The following is a 16,134-nucleotide window of genomic DNA, read 5'->3' on the forward strand; positions in this document are numbered from 1 at the left end:
AACCCCCTCCCGTCGACTGGACAGGAGGGGGTTCTCTCGTTGCGGGGAGCGGCTCAGGCGGCCGGGCGGCCAACCATGCCCGCGGGGGTGCCCCAGGTGTTCCAGATCCGCACGGGCTTGCCGTAGTCGGCGGCCTCGATGATCTGGTTATTCCCGAGGTAGATGGCCACATGGTAGTAATCCCCGCCACCGCCCCAGAAGATCAGGTCGCCGCGCTGACGCTGGCTGTAGGGGACAAGCTTGCCGACACTCGCCATCGTGTTGTACTGATTCGTCGCCGAGTGGGTGCCGATGTAGATGCCCGAGGAGGCGTACGACGCCTTGGTCAGGCCCGAGCAGTCCCACTGGTCCGGGCCCATGCCGCCGAGGACGTACTCCTCGCCGAGCTGCGCCATCGCGTACGAGATCGCGTTCTCGACGGCGTTGCCCTGCGGCACCAGGACCGGAGCGGCCACCGGCTGCGGGAGCGGCTGTGCGGGCTGCGGAGCCGCGGGCTGCGCGGCCGGCTGAGCCGGAGCGGGGGCGGGCTGCGGCTGGGCGGGCTGCGGAGCGGCGGGCTGCGGGAGCTCCGCGGCCGGGCGAGGCTGGGCAGGAGCGGCAGCCTGCTGCGCGGAGCGGGCGGCGGCCTGAGCCTCTGCAGCAGCCTGAGCCTCCGCAGCAGCCTGAGCTTCTGCGGCAGCCTGAGCCTCCGCAGCAGCCTGAGCTTCTGCGGCAGCCTGAGCCTCTGCAGCGGCCTGAGCCGCGGCCGCGGCCTCCTCCGCCTGGCGCTTCTGCTCGCCCGCGAGGTACTGGGTCTCGGCCTCGACCGTGGAGTCCTTGAGCAGCGCGAGCTGAGCGACCAGCTCCTGCGACTTTTCCTCCTGAGCCGCGAGCGAGGCGCGGGCGGACTCGGCGGCGGCGTCGGCGTCCTTGCGGGCCGCGTCGGCCTCGCCCGAGAGGCGCTGGTGCTCGGCGACGGCCCGATCGGCCTGCTGGCCCAACAACTCCGCATTCTGCTTGTCCGCTAGGGCGTCGGCGTAGACCTTCTGCGACTGCCCCGAGAGCTGCGACATCGCGCCGAGCTGGTAGAGCAGGTCACCCGCGTCCTTGCCCTTGGCGACGAGGCTCGCGGAGAGGTCACCGCCGGCAGCGCGGGAGAGGTGCGCGGCGAGCAGGCCGGCGCGCATCTTCGAGGTCTGCGCCTTGGCGGAGGCGAGAGTCGCCTTGTCCTCAAGGTCGGAGACGGCCGTCGCCGCGGCATCGAGGGCCTCCTTGGCCTGGCGCCAGGCCTCGGCCTTCTTCATCGCCGTAATCGACTTCTCCTCGACCACAGACTGGAGGTTCGCGATGAGGCCGACGATCGAGTCAATCTCGGCCTGCTTGCTGGCCTCGTTCTTCTTGGCGTTCTGCACGTCGTCCCACGAGGGATACTTCGCATCCGCGGCGAGGGCCGGGGTGATGCCGAGAGACGCGGTGACCGCCGTGACCGCGAAGGCGGCGGAGATCGCGAGCGGGAGGCGGCCCTTCCAGGCGCGCTCCCGAGGCGCGGGAGTGAAGGTGCGGGCGGTCGTCTGTGCGTCAGCCAAGGGTGACTCCTCGTTGGGCCATGAACGGTTGGGCGTCGACGGCGGAGCCGTTGACGCGGGTCTCGAAGTGCAGGTGGCAGCCGGTGGAGGCGCCGGTCGTTCCGACGGAGGCGATCTGCTGGCCCGCCTGGACCTGATCGCCGACGCCCACGTAGATCCCACCGGGCATGATGTGCGCGTAGCCGGTGCTGATGCCGCTCCCGTGCTCGATCAGCACCCAGTTGCCGTAGGTCCCGTTGGGCCCGGCATAGGTGACGGTGCCGCTGTGCGCCGCGAAGATCGGGACGCCGCACCCGCCCGCGATGTCAGTGCCGCGGTGGAACGAGCCCGAGGACCCTCCGCCGGTCGAGATGCTGTCGCGCGCGCCGAAGGTGCCGCTGATGCGTCCGCTGGCGGGGCGGACCCAGCCGGAGTCGCTGACCGCGCTGGAGGAACTCGCGCCCGAGGAGGCACTGTAGCCGCCGCCGCTCGACGCCCGCGCGGCGGCCGCCAGCTCGCGCTCGGCCTGGGCCGCGGCCTCGCGGGCCGCAGCCTCCTCCGCGAGCACGCGCTGGCGCTCCGCCTCACGAGCGGCGACGCCGGCCTCGTAGTCGGCGACCGTCTTGGACTCGGTGTCTCGGAGCGCGGCGAGCTGCTGCTCGAGCACCACGCTCTGCCGCTGCTGCTCGGCCAGCGCCGCCTCGGACGCCTCCTGCGCCGCGGTCGCCTCGGCAAGCTTCTGCTCGGCGGCGATGCGCAGCCGCTCCCGCTCCGCCTTCGCGACCTCGGCCTGAGCGGCGAGGGAGGAGGCGGTGTTGCGGGCCGTGCTGGCCTGCTCGTAGATCGCGGAGGAGCGCTCGACCAGCTTGGTCATGTTGCCGATCTTCGCCAGCAACTGGTCCGCCTGGCCCGCCTTCTGGTCGAGGAAGATGTTGACGGAGAGGTCGGTGCCGGTGCTGCGGTAGAGCTGCGCGGCGAGGAGGCCGGCCTGCTGCGAGGCCTTGTCCGCCTCGCCCGCACTGGTGGCGGCCCTGTCTTCGAGCTTCGTCGACTCGTCCGAGGCCTCGTCGAACGCCTGCTGCGCTGCGAAGTGCTCGTTGCCGCGCTGCTGCGCGAGCTGCTGGGCGGCGGCCACCTCGTTCTGGAGGTCGCCGATCAGCGACGTGATCCGCTCGACCTGGACGGCCGCCGCGGCCGTATCGCCCCTCGCCGCCTCGACGTCGGCCCAGGTCGGGTAGTCGACCGCCTGGGCGGGAGTGGCGACGAGGAGGCCGGCGACAAGCGCGAGCACCGCAGAGGCCAGTGCCGCACCACGGAGTCGCCCGAGTTGCGGGGCACCCTCAGAGCGGGCGGAACGCGGACGGCGCAGGGAGTAGGGCATGGGACCTCGGGGTAGGGGGATCTCTGTTCACGGTTCACGGCGGTGCGGCTCCGGCGCGCGAGAAGAGAGGAAGATCAATTCCGCCCCACCCTAACCGTGGCCCTGCCCGATCTCCTAGACCCGGGTCAACCCCGGATGGGGTGCACGCAACTCGAGGATGCATGGATTTTGCATCCGGGGCCACCTCCCCCTATGCTTGCGTGTCGGTAGTGATGGGGGTCGGCCGCAGGGTCGCCCCGCGAACTCCCGGCCCCATCGTTTAGTGGCCTAGGACACCGCCCTTTCACGGCGGCAGCACGGGTTCGAATCCCGTTGGGGTCACGGGTGGGACGATACGACCAGAACTACCGGTAACAGCAGCACCACCGGGCAAGTGCACCGAGTCGAGAGGGTCGGGGCGTGAAAATCGAACAGCCTCGAAGGCACTATGCTTGTCTTCGCAACGAGGCCCTGTAGCGCAGTTGGTTAGCGTGCCGCCCTGTCACGGCGGAGGTCGCGGGTTCAAGTCCCGTCAGGGTCGCAAAGGGGCCCTTCCGAGAGGAAGGGCCTTTTTCAGGAGATCACTCTCCGGCGGCGTCTCGCCGCAATGGCTCTGTAGCTCAGTTGGTAGAGCGCACGACTGAAAATCGTGAGGTCACGGGATCGACGCCCGTCGGAGCCACGGGAACCCTCGCCTAGCTTCTACATGGCGGGGGTTTCTTCGTACCCGGGTGTCGCCCGCGTGTCGGCGCCCCCGCGCGCGGAGCCGCCGCCGCTCCTTCGTCGCCAGGGCCACGAACGCGCGCGCATGTGCGCGCGCATTGGTACAGTCGGTGCATGACCTTCCCCGCTCCCGTTCTGTCGTTCCGCGAAGCCCGAGACCAGCTTGCTCATGCTCTCGATACGTACCGCAGTGGTGCGGAGCCCGAGATCCTCATCTTCGGATCCCACCGCAAGGCCGAAGCCGCGGTCGTCCCCTACGCGCTCGTTAGCCAGCTGCTCTCGCGGGTCGACGATGAGGAGATCGCCGCGATCGTCCGCGAGCGACGCGCTAGGGAAAGCGTGCCGCTCTCTGACGTCGCCGCCCGTTTCGGTGTCGATGTCGACGCCCTGTGAGGTTCGCACTCGACGCCGTCGAGCCCGGATTCGGTGACGACCTCGCCCTCCTGGTCAAGAGGGAAGGAGGACAGGTCGCCCACTCGGATCCTCTCGCCGTTCGAGTGTTCGGTTTGCTCGCAGATCTCGCGCGGGGAGAGTTCTCGGGTCTTCTCCTTGAGGAGCGAGACGGCACCGCGGATCTCAGCGATTGCCGGAAGGTCTACTTCGATCGTGACCCGCGCGAACCACGGCCACGGTTCCGTCTCGTCTACCGACTCCTGCCGAGCGATATTCGCCCCACCACCGTTCACGCCGTCGCCGTGGGCTATCGGGCCGGTCTCGACGCCTACGTGCGAGCAGCCCGCAACCTCGGGAGACTGTGAGTAGTCCTCCACCGAAGGGGACATTTTCGCCTCACCCCGCCAAGCTTCTCCAGAGCGGGGTCTCTTCGTACCCGGAGGCCTTCGCGGGATGATCGCCCTTCTCCGAGAGTGGGCTCCGGTTGCCGGACGGGACCTCTTCTCAACCGCAGCACGACCGGGCGTGCGCCGGAGTGCGTCCAGGCGACCTGCGTAGGCTGGCCCGGTCATGGAACCCGCCGCTTTTCCGCCGCCCGATCCCGCGACACTCGCGCCCGACTCCGCGCCGCCGGCGCCGTCATCCGCGCCGGACGCCCTACGGTTTGCGCCACCAACGGGGGGCCCGTTCGTCTCGCCGCCGAGCACCGGCCAGCCCGTCGCCGGGATGCCACCCGCCGAGCCGCGCCCGTCCATCGGGGCGCCCTACTCCTCCCTCCTCTACCTCCCCGATCCGCGGGTGCGCTGGGGCCTGCCGACCGCCGTACTCACGATCATGGGGATCGTCCTGCCGCTGACCGTCCTCATCCTGCTGTTCGGGTTCGGCGTGCTCCCCTATTCCCCCGGACTCGCCTTCGCGGGCGCGCTCACGAGCTACCTGGTCGCGCTGATCGTCCCCTTCGCGGCCTCGCGGCTGCGCGGACTCGGCACGATGGCGGCCGACTTCGGGCTGCGCTTTCGTTGGATCGACGTGCCACTCGGAATCGGACTCGGCGTCGCCGTGCGCTTCGTGATCCTGGTGGTACTCGCCGCCTTCGCTCCCTTCCTCCAGGAGGCGGAGGGGAACCTCGACATCGACCCGGACCCGGTGTGGTTCGTGCTGAGCTCGGTCCTGATCCCGGTCGTGGTCGCGCCCGTGGTCGAGGAGGTCCTCTGCCGCGGTGTCGTGATGCGGGCTGTGCGCAACCGGATGCTGCGCGGCCGCGCCGAGGCTGCACTGCCCAGCTGGGGGCGCCGGGCCTGGGCGATGGTGTTCAGCATCCTCGCGTCGACCGCGATCTTCGCGCTGCTGCACGGGCACCAGATGGTGAACCTGGCGACGATCGTGACGCTCGGAGTGACGACGGTGACGGCCGGGCTCGCGCACGGCTGGATCGCGACGCTCACCGGTCGGCTCGGAGCAGCGATCGTCTCGCACGCGACACTGAACGGCTCCGCGGTGCTGCTGCTGGCGCTGCTCACTCCCTAGGTCGCGCCCCCCTCACACGTCGTAGGTGCGCGCCCCCGGCAGTTCGCCACGGACCTGGCGGTGCAGACGCTCCATGTCGGCGTCCAGCGTGGCGGCCGTGCGCGCCGCGCTGGCGAGACCGTCGAGCAGCTCCTGCGGTACCTGCCGGTCGTACTTGTAGTAGATCTTGTGCTCCAGGCTCGCCCAAAAGTCCATCGCGATCGTGCGGAACTGCACCTCGACGCAGACGTCCACCGATCCGCCCGAGAGAAACACCGGCACCTCGACGATCGCGTGCAGGCTCTTATAGCCGTTCTCCTTGGGCTCGGCGATGTAGTCCTTCACGTCGAGCACCGTCACATCGGACTGCGAGGTGAGCAGGTCGAACACGCGGTAGACGTCGGAGACGAAGCTGCAGGTGATTCGGACGCCCGCGATGTCCGTGATCGCACCGGCGATGCCCTCGAAGCTCGTCTCGCAGCCCTTGCGCTCGATCTTCTCGATCAGGCTGTCGGCCGACTTCAAGCGACTCTTGACGTGCTCGATCGGGTTGTACTCCTGCAGCTCGCGGAACTCCTCCTGCAGGATCGACACCTTGGTGACGATCTCGTCCATCCCGAACTTGTACTGCAGCATGAATCGCGCGAAGTCGTCGCGCAGGGCGCGGATCTCGGCGACGGTCGTGGCGTCCAGCTCCTCGGCGACGGCGTCCGGCAGCGCAGGGACGGCGGTCGCGGGGTCGGGGCTGCAGGCTTCCACAGTCGGACACCCTACGCGCGGACACATTCGGACCCGATGGGAAGCGCCCGGCCTAGCCTGGGAGCGTGATCACCGAGCCCCTCCCCCTGCGCTTCTGCGCGTTCGTCATGAACACCGCGTCCCACATCCAGCACGGGCTCTGGCGCCACCCCGACGCTAAGCAGCACGAATTCGACGACGTGCAGCTCTGGATCGACCTCGCCCGGACGCTGGAACGCGGCCGGTTCGACGCGATGTTCTTCGCGGACGTCGCCGGGCTCTACGGTCCGGCCGACGGCGACTGGGACATCAACGCCCGCGAGGGTCTACAGCTGCCCAGCAACGATCCATCGGTGCTGCTCTCGGCCCTGGCGGTGAGCACGGAGCACCTCGGCTTCGCCTTCACGAGTTCGGTGCTGCAAGCACATCCGTTCGACTTCGCCCGCAAGGTCTCGACGCTCGACCACCTCTCGAAGGGGCGGATCGGCTGGAATATCGTCACCAGCGCACTGGACGGCGCGGCCCGCAACTTCGGCTACGACCGCCTTGAGGAGCACGACGAACGCTACGCCTGGGCGCAGGAATACCTCGACGTGGTCTACAAACTGTGGGAGGGGTCCTGGGACGACGGCGCTCTGCTGCGCGACAAGAACGGGGCCTTCGCTGATCCGGCGCGCATCCACCGCATCGACCACGTCGGGAAGCGCTACCGCGTGCAGGGGCCGCACCTCTCTGCTCCGTCTCCGCAGCGCACGCCCGTACTCTTCCAGGCCGGGTCCTCCCCCGCGGGTCGACGATTCGCCGCACGCAACGCCGAGGCGCAGTTCGTCTTCTCGGGGTCACCGGAGAAGACCCGCGAGCTGATCGAGGACACGCGCTCCCTGGCCGTGGCGGCCGGGCGCGAGCGGGGCGCTCCCTCCTTCTACCTGGGCCTCTCCTTTATCACGGGCGACACGGAGGAGGAGGCGCTGCGGGCCGAGCGCGAGATCGACGAGTACCTCTCCTCCGACGCGTTCCTGGTGCACTCGAACCTCGGCTTCAACCCTGCGACCGGCGAGAAACTCGACCCCGACCTGCCACTCTCGGCGATCGAGACCTACGCCGGGCAAAGCCACCTGCAATGGATCCGCGACGCCTCGCCGGACCGCGAGCCGACGGTGCGCGACCTGGCGCGACTCTCGGCGAAGCTCCGCGGCCGCGTGGTCGGCACTCCTGAGCAGATCGCCGAGCACCTGGCCGGCTGGCGCGACGCGGGGATCGAGGGGATCAACGTCGTGAACTGGATCCTGCCGGGCAGCTACGAGGAGTTCGTCGACCGGGTGATGCCGGTACTGCGCGATCGCGGCCTCGCCCAGACGGAGTACGCCGAAGGGACGCTGCGCCGCAAGCTGTTCGGCACGGACGAGCTGCCGGCGACGCATCCGGCGCGGGCGTACCGCGGGGCGTTCGCGGGCTGATCTCTCCGCCATGAGGGGGACGCGAGAGCGGCTGTGGCTCCGTAACGTTGAAAGATGATCCAGACCTGGGGCGTCCTGACCGCACTGTACGCGGTGGTCGTGACGGCGGCCGCGATACTGACGATCGTGCTGTTGACGTTGCTGTGCCGCCTGGTGCTCACCGCGCGCGAGCACCTGCAGACCTCGACCCGGCTGCGCGAGCTGCAGATCGAGCGGATGCTGCTCGATGACGAGTAGCTGGCGACACAACGTCAGCTGAGAGTGGGGCTCATCCACGATGGTGGATGACAAGGGCTCTCAGCCGACGTTGTGCGGGACAGTCAGAGCAAACCGAGCGCGACGGCGACCGCCGCTCCGATCGTCCCGATCACGAACGTGGTCTCGAAGCCCTGCGGGCTCGGCAGCTGCACGCCGCCGACCGGAACCGTCAGCTGCGCGAGCACGCCAGCGGTCACGGCCGAGGAGAGCGTGGTGCCGAGGGTGCGCATCAGCGAGTTGAGGCCGTTCGCAGCGGCGGTTGCGATCAGCCCCAGCGGGATTCGCTGGCCGAGCGGATGATCTCGAGCAGCGCCTCGCGCAGGGGGCCGTGCTCGAGGGCGCCGGGGAACATGTCGACCTCGAGGCGGTGCGCCCGGCGCCACGCCTCACTGCCGGCGTCGGTGAGTGCGACGAGCTGCCGGCGGCGGTCGGAGGGATCCGTCGTGCGCGAGACGTGGCCCTCGCGCTCGAGCCGCTCGATCGTGCGCGACATGGTCTGCACCTCGACGTGCGCCGCGGCAGCGAGTTCCTTCTGCGCGACGGGACCGGCCTGCACCAGGTGCAGCACGATCAGGCCCGCGTGGGTGAGGCCGATCTCGGCGAGGACGCCGTGCCAAGCGTGTTCGACCATCCGGGAGGCGGTGGAGAGCAACCGGCCGGTGGGCCAGTCCTCCATTCCGGAGGCGTCGTCCGCGCGCATCTGATCAGGGTAGACCCGAGCCCGGAACACGAGAGCACCGTCCACCCCGCGCATCTGGATCGGGCGGTCGTTACTGTGGATCGGACCTGCACGCCCCCTGTCGAAGGAGCCCCCATGCCCACCACTGTGCGCGGCGTCATCGCCCGGTCGAAGGGCGCTCCCGTGGAGTTCGTCGACATCGTCGTCCCCGATCCGGGCCCGGGCGAGGCGGTGGTCGACATCGAGACCTGCGGGGTCTGCCACACCGACTTCCACTACCGGGAGGGCGGGATCAGCGACGACTTCCCGTTCCTGCTCGGGCACGAGGCGGCCGGACGGGTCAGCGCGATTGGCGAGGGAGTCAGCCACGTCGCGGTCGGCGACGTCGTGGTCCTCAACTGGCGCGCGGTCTGCGGCGAGTGCCGGGCCTGCACCCGCGGCGAACCCTGGTACTGCTTCGACACCCACAACGCGACCCAGCGGATGACCCTCGAGGACGGCACCGAGCTCACCCCCGCGCTCGGGATCGGCGCCTTCGCCGAGAAGACTCTGGTGCACGCCAAGCAGTGCACGAAGGTCGACCCGGAGGCGGACCCCGCCGCGGTGGGCCTGCTCGGCTGCGGTGTCATGGCGGGCCTGGGCGCCGCGATGAACACGGGGAACGTCGGGCGCGGCGACTCCGTCGCGGTCATCGGCTGCGGAGGGGTCGGCATCGCGGCCGTCGTCGGTGCAGCCCTCGCGGGCGCCGGCACGGTCATCGCGATCGACCGCGACCCGAAGAAGCTGGACGCTGCCCAGAGGCTCGGCGCCACCGACGTGATCGACTCGAGCGGCCTCGACGAGGCGGGCGTCGTCTCGGCGGTGCAGGCTCTCACGAACGGGTGTGGAGCGGATGTCGTGATCGACGCCGTGGGCCGCCCCGAGACCTGGCGCCAGGCGTTCTATGCCCGCGACCTCGCCGGGACCGTGGTGCTCGTCGGGGTGCCGACCCCGGAGATGATGCTCGAGATCCCCCTCCTCGACGTCTTCAGCCGCGGCGGCTCGCTGAAGTCGAGCTGGTACGGCGACTGCCTGCCCGAGCGCGACTTCCCGATGCTGACCGGCCTCTACCTTCAGGGTCGCCTGCCGCTGGACGAGTTCGTGAGCGAACGGATCGGGATCGAGGACATCGAGCAGGCCTTCACCACGATGGCCAGCGGCGACGTGCTGCGCTCGGTGGTGGTGCTCTGATGGCGGCGCGGATCGACCGGCTGGTCACCAGCGGCACCTTCAGCCTCGACGGCGGCACCTGGGACGTCGACAACAACGTGTGGATCGTCGGCGACGACTCCGAGTGCGTGGTCATCGACGCGGCGCATGACGCGGAGGCCATCGTCGCGGCCGTCGGCGAGCGCCGCCTCCTCGCCGTGCTGCTGACCCACGGGCATGACGACCACGTCAACGCGGTCGAGGGCGTGCGGGCCTCGACCGGTGCCCCGGTGCTCCTGCACGAGGGTGACCGGATGCTCTGGGACGCCGTGCACCCCGACACCGCGCCGAGCGGCGGCCTGGTCGACGGGCAGGTGCTGACGGTCGCCGGCGTCGAGCTCGAGGTGCGGCACACCCCGGGCCACACGCCCGGCGCCGTCTGCTTCGTCGCCGAGGCGCTGGGCACGGTCTTCACGGGCGACACGCTCTTCCAGGGTGGACCGGGAGCCACCGGCCGCTCCTCCAGCGACTTCCCGACGATCATCGAGTCGATCACCGAGCGCCTGCTGACGCTGCCCGCCGAGACCGTCGTGCGGACCGGCCACGGCGAGTCGACGACGATCGGAGCGGAGGCGCCGCACCGCGAGGGGTGGATCGCGCGCGGGCACTGACTGACGCCCGGCGGATGTCGCGGCGGCCGACGGCGCTCACCGGTGCTGGTCGGATGTGCTCTCCTCGGGAGCGTCAGCGACGTCCCCGCCCGCGGGCGCCCCGGCCGCCGATGCCTCCCGCAGGTACTGCGCCGACATCACGCGGTACGACCGGGTGAACATCGCCGCCCCGGCCGCCACGATCATGATCACTCCCCCGACGAGGAACACCAGCGCGATCCCCCGGCCAACGCCGTCACCGAGCAGCCCACCGAACGCCGATCGTCCGGCGGGCGACTGCATGTAGGGGATGAGCGCGAATTCGGCGATCGGCGCGATGAGGAACGCGGTCACCGGGGCCGCGGCCGATTCGAACGCCGCGGCGAAGCCGAAGACGCGCCCCTGGGTCTCGAACGGTACGACCTTCTGGATCACCGTCTGCTCGGCGGCCTCGACGGCGGGGATCAGCGTCATGTAGATCCAGATGCCGCCCGCATAGAGCCACCACCAGTCGCGGAGCGTGAAGACCGCACCGATCAGGCCCATCGCCATGACGAGCAGCAGCATCGTGCGAATCGGGTTCCGCCCGAGCCCGAACTTCGCGACCAGCAGTCCGCCGATGACGAATCCGGTCGCGGTCACGCCGAGCACGACTCCCCACAGCTCGACCGGGAACAGCTCGAGCCCGTACGGGTCCATCAGCGCCAGGTAGACGCCGCCGATCAGGTTGTTGAACGTCGAGAAGACGATCAGCGCGAACAGGCCGGTCGCCGCGCGCACCGCGGTGATGCTGCCGCGCAGGTCGATCAGGGGCGCCTTCGCGCCGGTCGAGGCGGGCTTCTCCTCCGGGATGCGCAGGAACACCAGGTGCACGAGGGCGGCGGCGGACACGCCGATCGCGATCGCCATCGTCCAGCCCATCCCGAGCAGGCCGATGGACAGACCGCTGAAGACGCTCGTGACCACGAACGCGAGGCCCTGGACGGTGCCGACCAGGCCGTTCGCGCGGGCGTGCCGCTCGACCGGGACCAGCAGCGTCACGGTCGTGGAGAGGGCGATGTTGCGCATGTTCTCGATGACGGCGCCGAAGAGGATCGTGCCCGAGAACAGCCAGAACCAGGGGCCGCCGAAGTCGAGCAGCGCGGCCTCGGGGAGGGCGAGATACAAGCCACCGGCGACGCCGAACGAGACCAGCGTGACCGCGCCGGCGAACAGCATCACCCGGTACTTGCGGTGCCGGTCCACGATCGTGCCGAAGGCCATCGCGAAGATCGCGACGAGCAGCATGTAGGCGCCGCCGATCACACCCGTCGCGAGCACGGACCGCGTCTCGAGGTACACCCAGAAGGTGAGGGCGAACCAGAGGAAGCTCGTCGTCACGTTCGCGACGGCGGTGTTGAGGAGGATCTGGTGGAAGGAGCGCAGGTCCGCCGCGTTCCCGGGTGCGGGTGCGGGTGCGGGTGCGGACATCCTCTTCCCTCCGCTCGGCAACGGCGCCGTCGGCGTCTCAGCAGGACGCGAGCGCCGTCGGAGCCACTGTAGGACCGCGGCGTCGGCGAGTCGAGAGCAGGCGGCGCCGGCCGACAGCGTCACCCGTCTCCTGTCGCGCGTTCTCATCGACGACCTTCAGGAGGAACCATGTCCCCGTCACGACCCGCTTCCACGGCGACTCCGCCCGCGATCCCGACGCCGGCGTTCCTCCAGACGAACCGGCGTTCCTCCAGACGAAGCAGACCGATGCAGATCACCTGCCGACCGTGGTCCCCGACGCCGACCTCGACCGAGACAGCAGCCGGTACCTCGGAGACGATGCCGGCGGCCGCGACGCCCTCCGGCTCGCAGGAACGCGCGTGCCGTGCGATGCGCTCACCTGTGTCGAGACGGCCTTCCCGTCGATCGTCGCGGAGGCGGCGACGACCGTCTTCGTGCCGGAGGCGCTCGCCATCGTGACCGACACCGTCTCGTCCGACTGGTTCGTCGCCTGCACGGTGACGTCGGCCTCGGTCTTCAGGGTGAGTCCGGCGGTGACGCTCCAGGAGGCGGACCAGCGCGGTCTTCGCCGCCACGACGCCTCGGCCATCGCGGTGATCGAGGCGGCGCGGACGCTCGGGATGGCCGTGCCCGAGCAGCTCTCGGTGGTCAGCTACGACGAGGTGCAGGGCGGGTCCCGGATCGTGCCGGCCCTGACCACCGTCCGGCAGCCGCTGCACCGCGCGCGGCGGCCCGAGCGTTGATGACGCTGATCGGCGGCGGGACGGTGCGGGAGCCGCACCTGCTGCTGCGCAATCGGGTCGTGCTGCGCGGGTCGACGGGGCGGCTGCGGAGGGGAAGCTCTCCCCCGCCGTGCAGGCGGCAGGAATACGCTCGGCGCCATGAGTCAGCAGCGCACTCCGGTCACAGTCACGGTCACGGGAGCGGGCGGAGCCATCGGCTACGCGCTCCTCTTCCGCATCGCCTCGGGCCAGCTCCTCGGACCGGATACGCCCGTCCGGCTGAACCTGCTCGAGATCCCGTCCGGCCTCCGCGCCGCCGCGGGCACGGCCCTCGAACTACAGGACGGTGCGTTCCCCCTCCTCCGCGGCATCGAGGCGACCGACGATCCGGCCACCGCCTTTGACGGCGCGAACGTCGCCCTCCTCGTCGGCGCGCGTCCGCGCAGCGCCGGCATGGAGCGCGCCGACCTGCTCGCCGCGAACGCGGGCATCTTCGGACCGCAGGGCGCCGCGCTGAACGCGCACGGCGCCTCCGACATCCGCGTGCTGGTCGTCGGCAACCCGGCCAACACCAACGCGTGGATTGCGCGCAGGAGTGCCCCGGACATCCCCGCCGGCCGCTTCACCGCGATGACCCGCCTCGACCACAACCGCGCCGTGGCGCAGCTCGCAGCGAAACTCAACGCGCCGGTGGACGCGATCGAGGGCGTCGCGATCTGGGGCAACCACTCCGCCTCGCAATACCCCGACGCGACCCACGCGACGCTCGACGGACGTCCAGTCACCGAGCTGGTCGACGCCGAGTGGCTGCACATGGAGTTCGAGCCGCGGGTCGCCAAGCGCGGCGCCGAGATCATCGAGGTCCGGGGAGCGTCGTCCGCCGCGTCCGCTGCCTCCGCCGCGATCGACCACATGCGCGACTGGGTCGACGGCACCTCGTGGACGTCGGCCGCGGTCGAGTCCGACGGGTCCTACGGCGTGGAGGAGGGGCTGATCTCCTCGTTCCCGGTGTGCTCCGTCGACGGCGAGTGGCGGATCGTCGAGGGCCTCGAGATCGACGCCCATTCCCGTGCGAGGATCGACGAGTCCGTGCTCGAACTGCGCGCCGAGCGCGACCAGGCCCGGGCCTTCCTCCCGTCCTGACCCCGCCCGCGAGATGCCACTTATGTGAGCCTCGACCGGCGTGTCGCGCGCGTAAGTGGCATCTCGCGGGGAGGGGTTAGCGGCGCTTCTCGGGGGTGGGGAGGGTGCCGGCGGCGCGGGCGGCCTCGTACCAGGCGTGCGCCTCCTCGTGGCGCGCGGCCTCGGCGCCGGTCGCGATGGCTGCACGCACATGCTCGGGTCCGTAGCCGAATGCGGCGACCAGGTCGGCAGAATGCGGGCGGATGCGCGCCAGCAGGCGGTCGATGTAGGACGTCACCGCGAGCGCCCGCTGCGAGGACAGGCGGCCGTGGATCAGGTACCACTCGAGGTGATTCTCGATCAGGCCGAGCCCGAACAGGTCGCGAAGCCAGGTGAGGACGGTGCGGGTGCCTGCGTCCTCAATGCCGGCGAGTGCCTCCGTGAACGCCTCCCACTGCAACAGCTCGGCATGCGCGCGGGCCGCCTCGATCAGCTCGCTCTGGTGTGCGTTGAACAGACGCGCGGCCTCATCCGCGGGCAGCTTCGATGCGGGACGCAGCCGCGTGGCGATCCCCGCGACCATGCGCTCAACCCGCCCGGTGAGCAGCTCGCGCTGATCCTCCCGCAGCTGGCCGACCGAGCGGGCCGTCGATCCGCGGTCGGAGACGACCTGGGCCAGGCGCCGCAGACCGGAGTTGTCGACCGTGGCCTCCGCGACCTGCGAGGCGGCGTAGCGCGCCAGCTCCGTCGGCTGCGCATCCTTAAAGCGGCGACCAACATCGGTGAGCAGCCGCTTGGCGACGAGCTGGAGCAGCACAGTGTTGTCGCCCTCGAAGGTCGCGTAGACGTCGAGGTCGGCGCGGAGCTGGGTGAGCCGGTTCTCGGCGAGGAAGCCGGCGCCGCCGCAGGCCTCGCGCGCCTCCTGCAGCGTGTCGAGAGCGTGCCAGGTCGAGAGCGCCTTGAGGCCGGCGGCCAGGGTCTCGAGGTCCTGGCGCGACTGCTCGGTGTCGTGTGCACCCGAAAAGACCTCGTCGAACGCCCGCAGCAGCTTCTCGTGCGCGAATCCGGCGGCGTAGGTAGTGGCCAGGCGCGGCAGGAGTCGGCGCTGGTGGCGCTGGTAGTCGAGCAGCACCTCCTCCCGCTCTCCCCCGCCGGTGAACTGGCGGCGCTGGTCGCCGTACGTGACGGCGACGGTGAGCGCGATCTTCGCGGCGGCGACCGAGGCTCCGTCGAGCGAGACGCGGCCCTGCACGAGTGTGCCGAGCATGGTGAAGAAGCGGCGGCCAGGGCTCGCGATCGGCGAGGAGTAGGTGCCGTCGGCGGCGACGTCGCCGTAACGGTTGAGCAGGTTCTCGCGCGGGACGCGGACGCCGTCGAAGTGCAGGCGGCCGTTGTCGATCCCGTTCAGCCCGCCCTTCAGCCCGTCGTCCTCGCCGCCGACTCCGGGCAGGAAAGCGCCCTGCGCGTCGCGGATAGGGACGAAGAAGGCGTGGACGCCGTGGCTCACGCCGCGCGTAACCAGCTGTGCGAAGACGACCGCCGCGCGTCCGTCGACCGCCGCGTTGCCGAGGTAGTCCTTCCAGGCCGCGCGGAACGGGGTCCGCAGCACGAACTCGCCGCCCTCGTAGGTGGCGGTCGTGGCGATCGAGGCGACGTCGGAGCCGTGCCCCGTCTCGGTCATCGCGAAGGCGCCGGGGATCTCGAGGCTCATGATGCCCGGTAGCCACTTCTCGTGGTGCTGGCGAGTGCCCAGGTGCAGCACCGCGGCGCCGAACAGGCCCCACTGCACGCCGGACTTGATCTGGAGCGAGGGATCGGCGGTGACGAGTTCCTCGAAGCCGGCGATGTTGCCGCCGTGGTTCGCCTCGCCGCCGAGATCGACCGGGAAGGCGCGGTGCACGCCGCCCTCGGCCGCGAGGACCCGCATCTGCTCCGAGACGCGCAGGCGGTGCTCTGTCATCGGGAGACCGTCGGTACGGTGCAGCTCGGGGCGAGCCGTGAGGGCCCGGCTGGCGAGGCGCTGCTCGCGCCAGGCGCCGAGCAGGATCTCGCCGAGAGCGGCAACATCGACGGCGGGGACTCCGTCCTCGTCGAGGCGGGCGTCGACCTCGGAGCCCAAGGAGTCGACCGGCGGCGGCGGCGCGATCGTGCCGGAGCGGGATCGCCGGGGCCGCGTGTGCCCTGTCGCCGCCCGATCGGCGGCGTCGGCGGCGGAGCGGGGGTGGGGGGCGGTGCTGACCATGTTCGTCGTGTCCCTTCGACCGTCTTCGGATCTGGCCGCTCTCGGAGCATCGGGCGCCGAC

15 protein-coding genes and 3 tRNA genes are annotated in these 16,134 nt (G+C 70.5%); 10 read left to right on the plus strand and 8 right to left on the minus strand.

All coding sequences use genetic code 11. The annotated features are described in order from the left end of the window. Nucleotides 1–53: 53 nt before the first annotated feature. Both C1O28_RS11545 and C1O28_RS11550 read right to left on the minus strand, forming a co-directional pair. The gene (locus C1O28_RS11545) at nt 54–1,565 is read right to left on the minus strand and encodes a C40 family peptidase (RefSeq protein ID WP_097167398.1); all 1,512 of its coding nucleotides are present in this window, start codon (nt 1,563–1,565) and stop codon (nt 54–56) included. Next, nucleotides 1,558–2,925: a peptidoglycan DD-metalloendopeptidase family protein gene (locus tag C1O28_RS11550; protein ID WP_097167397.1), complete on the minus strand. Its 1,368-nt coding sequence runs from the start codon at nt 2,923–2,925 to the stop codon at nt 1,558–1,560. Before C1O28_RS11550 ends, C1O28_RS11545 begins: the two co-directional genes overlap by 8 nt. A gap of 248 nt (nt 2,926–3,173) precedes the next feature. On the opposite strand from C1O28_RS11550, the gene C1O28_RS11555 reads away from it, so the two are divergent. The 3 genes from C1O28_RS11555 (at nt 3,174) to C1O28_RS11565 (ending at nt 3,586) form a co-directional block, all read left to right on the plus strand. Then, nucleotides 3,174–3,246, plus strand: a tRNA-Glu gene (locus tag C1O28_RS11555). Between the two features lie 125 nt (nt 3,247–3,371). Continuing rightward, nucleotides 3,372–3,445 (plus strand) — tRNA-Asp (locus C1O28_RS11560). Nucleotides 3,446–3,513: 68 nt separating this feature from the next. Beyond that, nucleotides 3,514–3,586, plus strand: a tRNA-Phe gene (locus C1O28_RS11565). A gap of 295 nt (nt 3,587–3,881) precedes the next feature. Here C1O28_RS11565 and C1O28_RS15420 read toward each other — a convergent pair. After that, nucleotides 3,882–4,397: an Mce/MlaD family protein gene (locus C1O28_RS15420; protein WP_181024704.1), complete on the minus strand. Its 516-nt coding sequence runs from the start codon at nt 4,395–4,397 to the stop codon at nt 3,882–3,884. A 349-nt stretch (nt 4,398–4,746) separates the two neighbouring features. Between C1O28_RS15420 and C1O28_RS11580 the strand changes: the two genes are divergently transcribed. Further along, nucleotides 4,747–5,547 carry a CPBP family glutamic-type intramembrane protease gene (locus tag C1O28_RS11580; protein WP_160487572.1) on the plus strand — a complete coding sequence of 267 codons (801 nt, stop codon included), beginning with the start codon at nt 4,747–4,749 and terminating at the stop codon, nt 5,545–5,547. 12 nt (nt 5,548–5,559) lie between these two features. On the opposite strand, the gene C1O28_RS11585 is transcribed toward C1O28_RS11580, so the two are convergent. After that, the gene (locus tag C1O28_RS11585) at nt 5,560–6,162 is read right to left on the minus strand and encodes a GTP pyrophosphokinase (protein ID WP_237398236.1); all 603 of its coding nucleotides are present in this window, start codon (nt 6,160–6,162) and stop codon (nt 5,560–5,562) included. 230 nt (nt 6,163–6,392) lie between these two features. Here C1O28_RS11585 and C1O28_RS11590 point away from each other — a divergent pair, with 230 nt between their 5' ends. Beyond that, nucleotides 6,393–7,721, plus strand: coding sequence for an LLM class flavin-dependent oxidoreductase (locus tag C1O28_RS11590; protein WP_097167479.1), 1,329 nt, complete (start codon nt 6,393–6,395; stop codon nt 7,719–7,721). Nucleotides 7,722–7,775: 54 nt separating this feature from the next. Then, nucleotides 7,776–7,958: a hypothetical protein gene (locus tag C1O28_RS11595; RefSeq protein WP_097167393.1), complete on the plus strand. Its 183-nt coding sequence runs from the start codon at nt 7,776–7,778 to the stop codon at nt 7,956–7,958. Between the two features lie 83 nt (nt 7,959–8,041). Here C1O28_RS11595 and C1O28_RS15195 read toward each other — a convergent pair whose 3' ends face one another. Both C1O28_RS15195 and C1O28_RS11600 read right to left on the minus strand, forming a co-directional pair. Then, on the minus strand, nt 8,042–8,209 hold the full coding sequence (locus tag C1O28_RS15195) for an MFS transporter (RefSeq protein ID WP_145260583.1): 168 nt from the start codon (nt 8,207–8,209) through the stop codon (nt 8,042–8,044). 35 nt (nt 8,210–8,244) lie between these two features. Further along, entirely contained in the window at nt 8,245–8,679 is a 435-nt protein-coding gene (locus tag C1O28_RS11600) for a MarR family winged helix-turn-helix transcriptional regulator (RefSeq protein ID WP_097167478.1), read from the minus strand. Nucleotides 8,680–8,793: 114 nt separating this feature from the next. Between C1O28_RS11600 and C1O28_RS11605 the strand changes: the two genes are divergently transcribed. Continuing rightward, nucleotides 8,794–9,888, plus strand: a complete 1,095-nt coding sequence (locus C1O28_RS11605; protein ID WP_097167392.1) for an S-(hydroxymethyl)mycothiol dehydrogenase — start codon at nt 8,794–8,796, stop codon at nt 9,886–9,888. Beyond that, a complete protein-coding gene (locus C1O28_RS11610; protein WP_097167391.1) occupies nt 9,888–10,517 on the plus strand; it encodes an MBL fold metallo-hydrolase in 630 nt (209 codons plus the stop codon). Before C1O28_RS11605 ends, C1O28_RS11610 begins: the two co-directional genes overlap by 1 nt. A 36-nt stretch (nt 10,518–10,553) precedes the next feature. Here C1O28_RS11610 and C1O28_RS11615 read toward each other — a convergent pair whose 3' ends face one another. After that, the gene (locus C1O28_RS11615; RefSeq protein WP_097167390.1) at nt 10,554–11,966 is read right to left on the minus strand and encodes an MFS transporter; all 1,413 of its coding nucleotides are present in this window, start codon (nt 11,964–11,966) and stop codon (nt 10,554–10,556) included. A gap of 287 nt (nt 11,967–12,253) precedes the next feature. Between C1O28_RS11615 and C1O28_RS11620 the strand changes: the two genes are divergently transcribed. Together C1O28_RS11620 and C1O28_RS11625 are read left to right on the plus strand one after the other, a co-directional pair. Further along, nucleotides 12,254–12,730 carry a substrate-binding domain-containing protein gene (locus C1O28_RS11620; RefSeq protein ID WP_202129641.1) on the plus strand — a complete coding sequence of 159 codons (477 nt, stop codon included), beginning with the start codon at nt 12,254–12,256 and terminating at the stop codon, nt 12,728–12,730. Between the two features lie 138 nt (nt 12,731–12,868). Beyond that, nucleotides 12,869–13,852, plus strand: coding sequence for a malate dehydrogenase (locus C1O28_RS11625; protein WP_097167389.1), 984 nt, complete (start codon nt 12,869–12,871; stop codon nt 13,850–13,852). A 76-nt stretch (nt 13,853–13,928) separates the two neighbouring features. Here C1O28_RS11625 and C1O28_RS11630 read toward each other — a convergent pair whose 3' ends face one another. Continuing rightward, on the minus strand, nt 13,929–16,073 hold the full coding sequence (locus tag C1O28_RS11630; RefSeq protein ID WP_097167388.1) for an acyl-CoA dehydrogenase family protein: 2,145 nt from the start codon (nt 16,071–16,073) through the stop codon (nt 13,929–13,931). Nucleotides 16,074–16,134: the final 61 nt, after the last annotated feature.

Source organism: Rathayibacter rathayi (genome assembly GCF_004011095.1).
GTDB classification, from domain to species: domain Bacteria; phylum Actinomycetota; class Actinomycetes; order Actinomycetales; family Microbacteriaceae; genus Rathayibacter; species Rathayibacter rathayi.

Excerpts from the sequence above, each read along its gene's own strand:
- C1O28_RS11550 (WP_097167397.1), bottom strand. The coding sequence starts at position 2,925 with ATGCCCTACTCCCTGCGCCGTCCGCGTTCCGCCCGCTCTGAGGGTGCC.
- C1O28_RS11580 (WP_160487572.1), top strand. The coding sequence starts at position 4,747 with ATGCCACCCGCCGAGCCGCGCCCGTCCATCGGGGCGCCCTACTCCTCC.
- C1O28_RS11585 (WP_237398236.1), bottom strand. The coding sequence starts at position 6,162 with ATGCTGCAGTACAAGTTCGGGATGGACGAGATCGTCACCAAGGTGTCG.
- C1O28_RS11590 (WP_097167479.1), top strand. The coding sequence starts at position 6,393 with ATGAACACCGCGTCCCACATCCAGCACGGGCTCTGGCGCCACCCCGAC.
- C1O28_RS11595 (WP_097167393.1), top strand. The coding sequence starts at position 7,776 with ATGATCCAGACCTGGGGCGTCCTGACCGCACTGTACGCGGTGGTCGTG.
- C1O28_RS15195 (WP_145260583.1), bottom strand. The coding sequence starts at position 8,209 with ATGCGCACCCTCGGCACCACGCTCTCCTCGGCCGTGACCGCTGGCGTG.
- C1O28_RS11600 (WP_097167478.1), bottom strand. The coding sequence starts at position 8,679 with ATGCGCGCGGACGACGCCTCCGGAATGGAGGACTGGCCCACCGGCCGG.
- C1O28_RS11605 (WP_097167392.1), top strand. The coding sequence starts at position 8,794 with ATGCCCACCACTGTGCGCGGCGTCATCGCCCGGTCGAAGGGCGCTCCC.
- C1O28_RS11610 (WP_097167391.1), top strand. The coding sequence starts at position 9,888 with ATGGCGGCGCGGATCGACCGGCTGGTCACCAGCGGCACCTTCAGCCTC.
- C1O28_RS11615 (WP_097167390.1), bottom strand. The coding sequence starts at position 11,966 with ATGTCCGCACCCGCACCCGCACCCGCACCCGGGAACGCGGCGGACCTG.
- C1O28_RS11625 (WP_097167389.1), top strand. The coding sequence starts at position 12,869 with ATGAGTCAGCAGCGCACTCCGGTCACAGTCACGGTCACGGGAGCGGGC.
- C1O28_RS11630 (WP_097167388.1), bottom strand. The coding sequence starts at position 16,073 with ATGGTCAGCACCGCCCCCCACCCCCGCTCCGCCGCCGACGCCGCCGAT.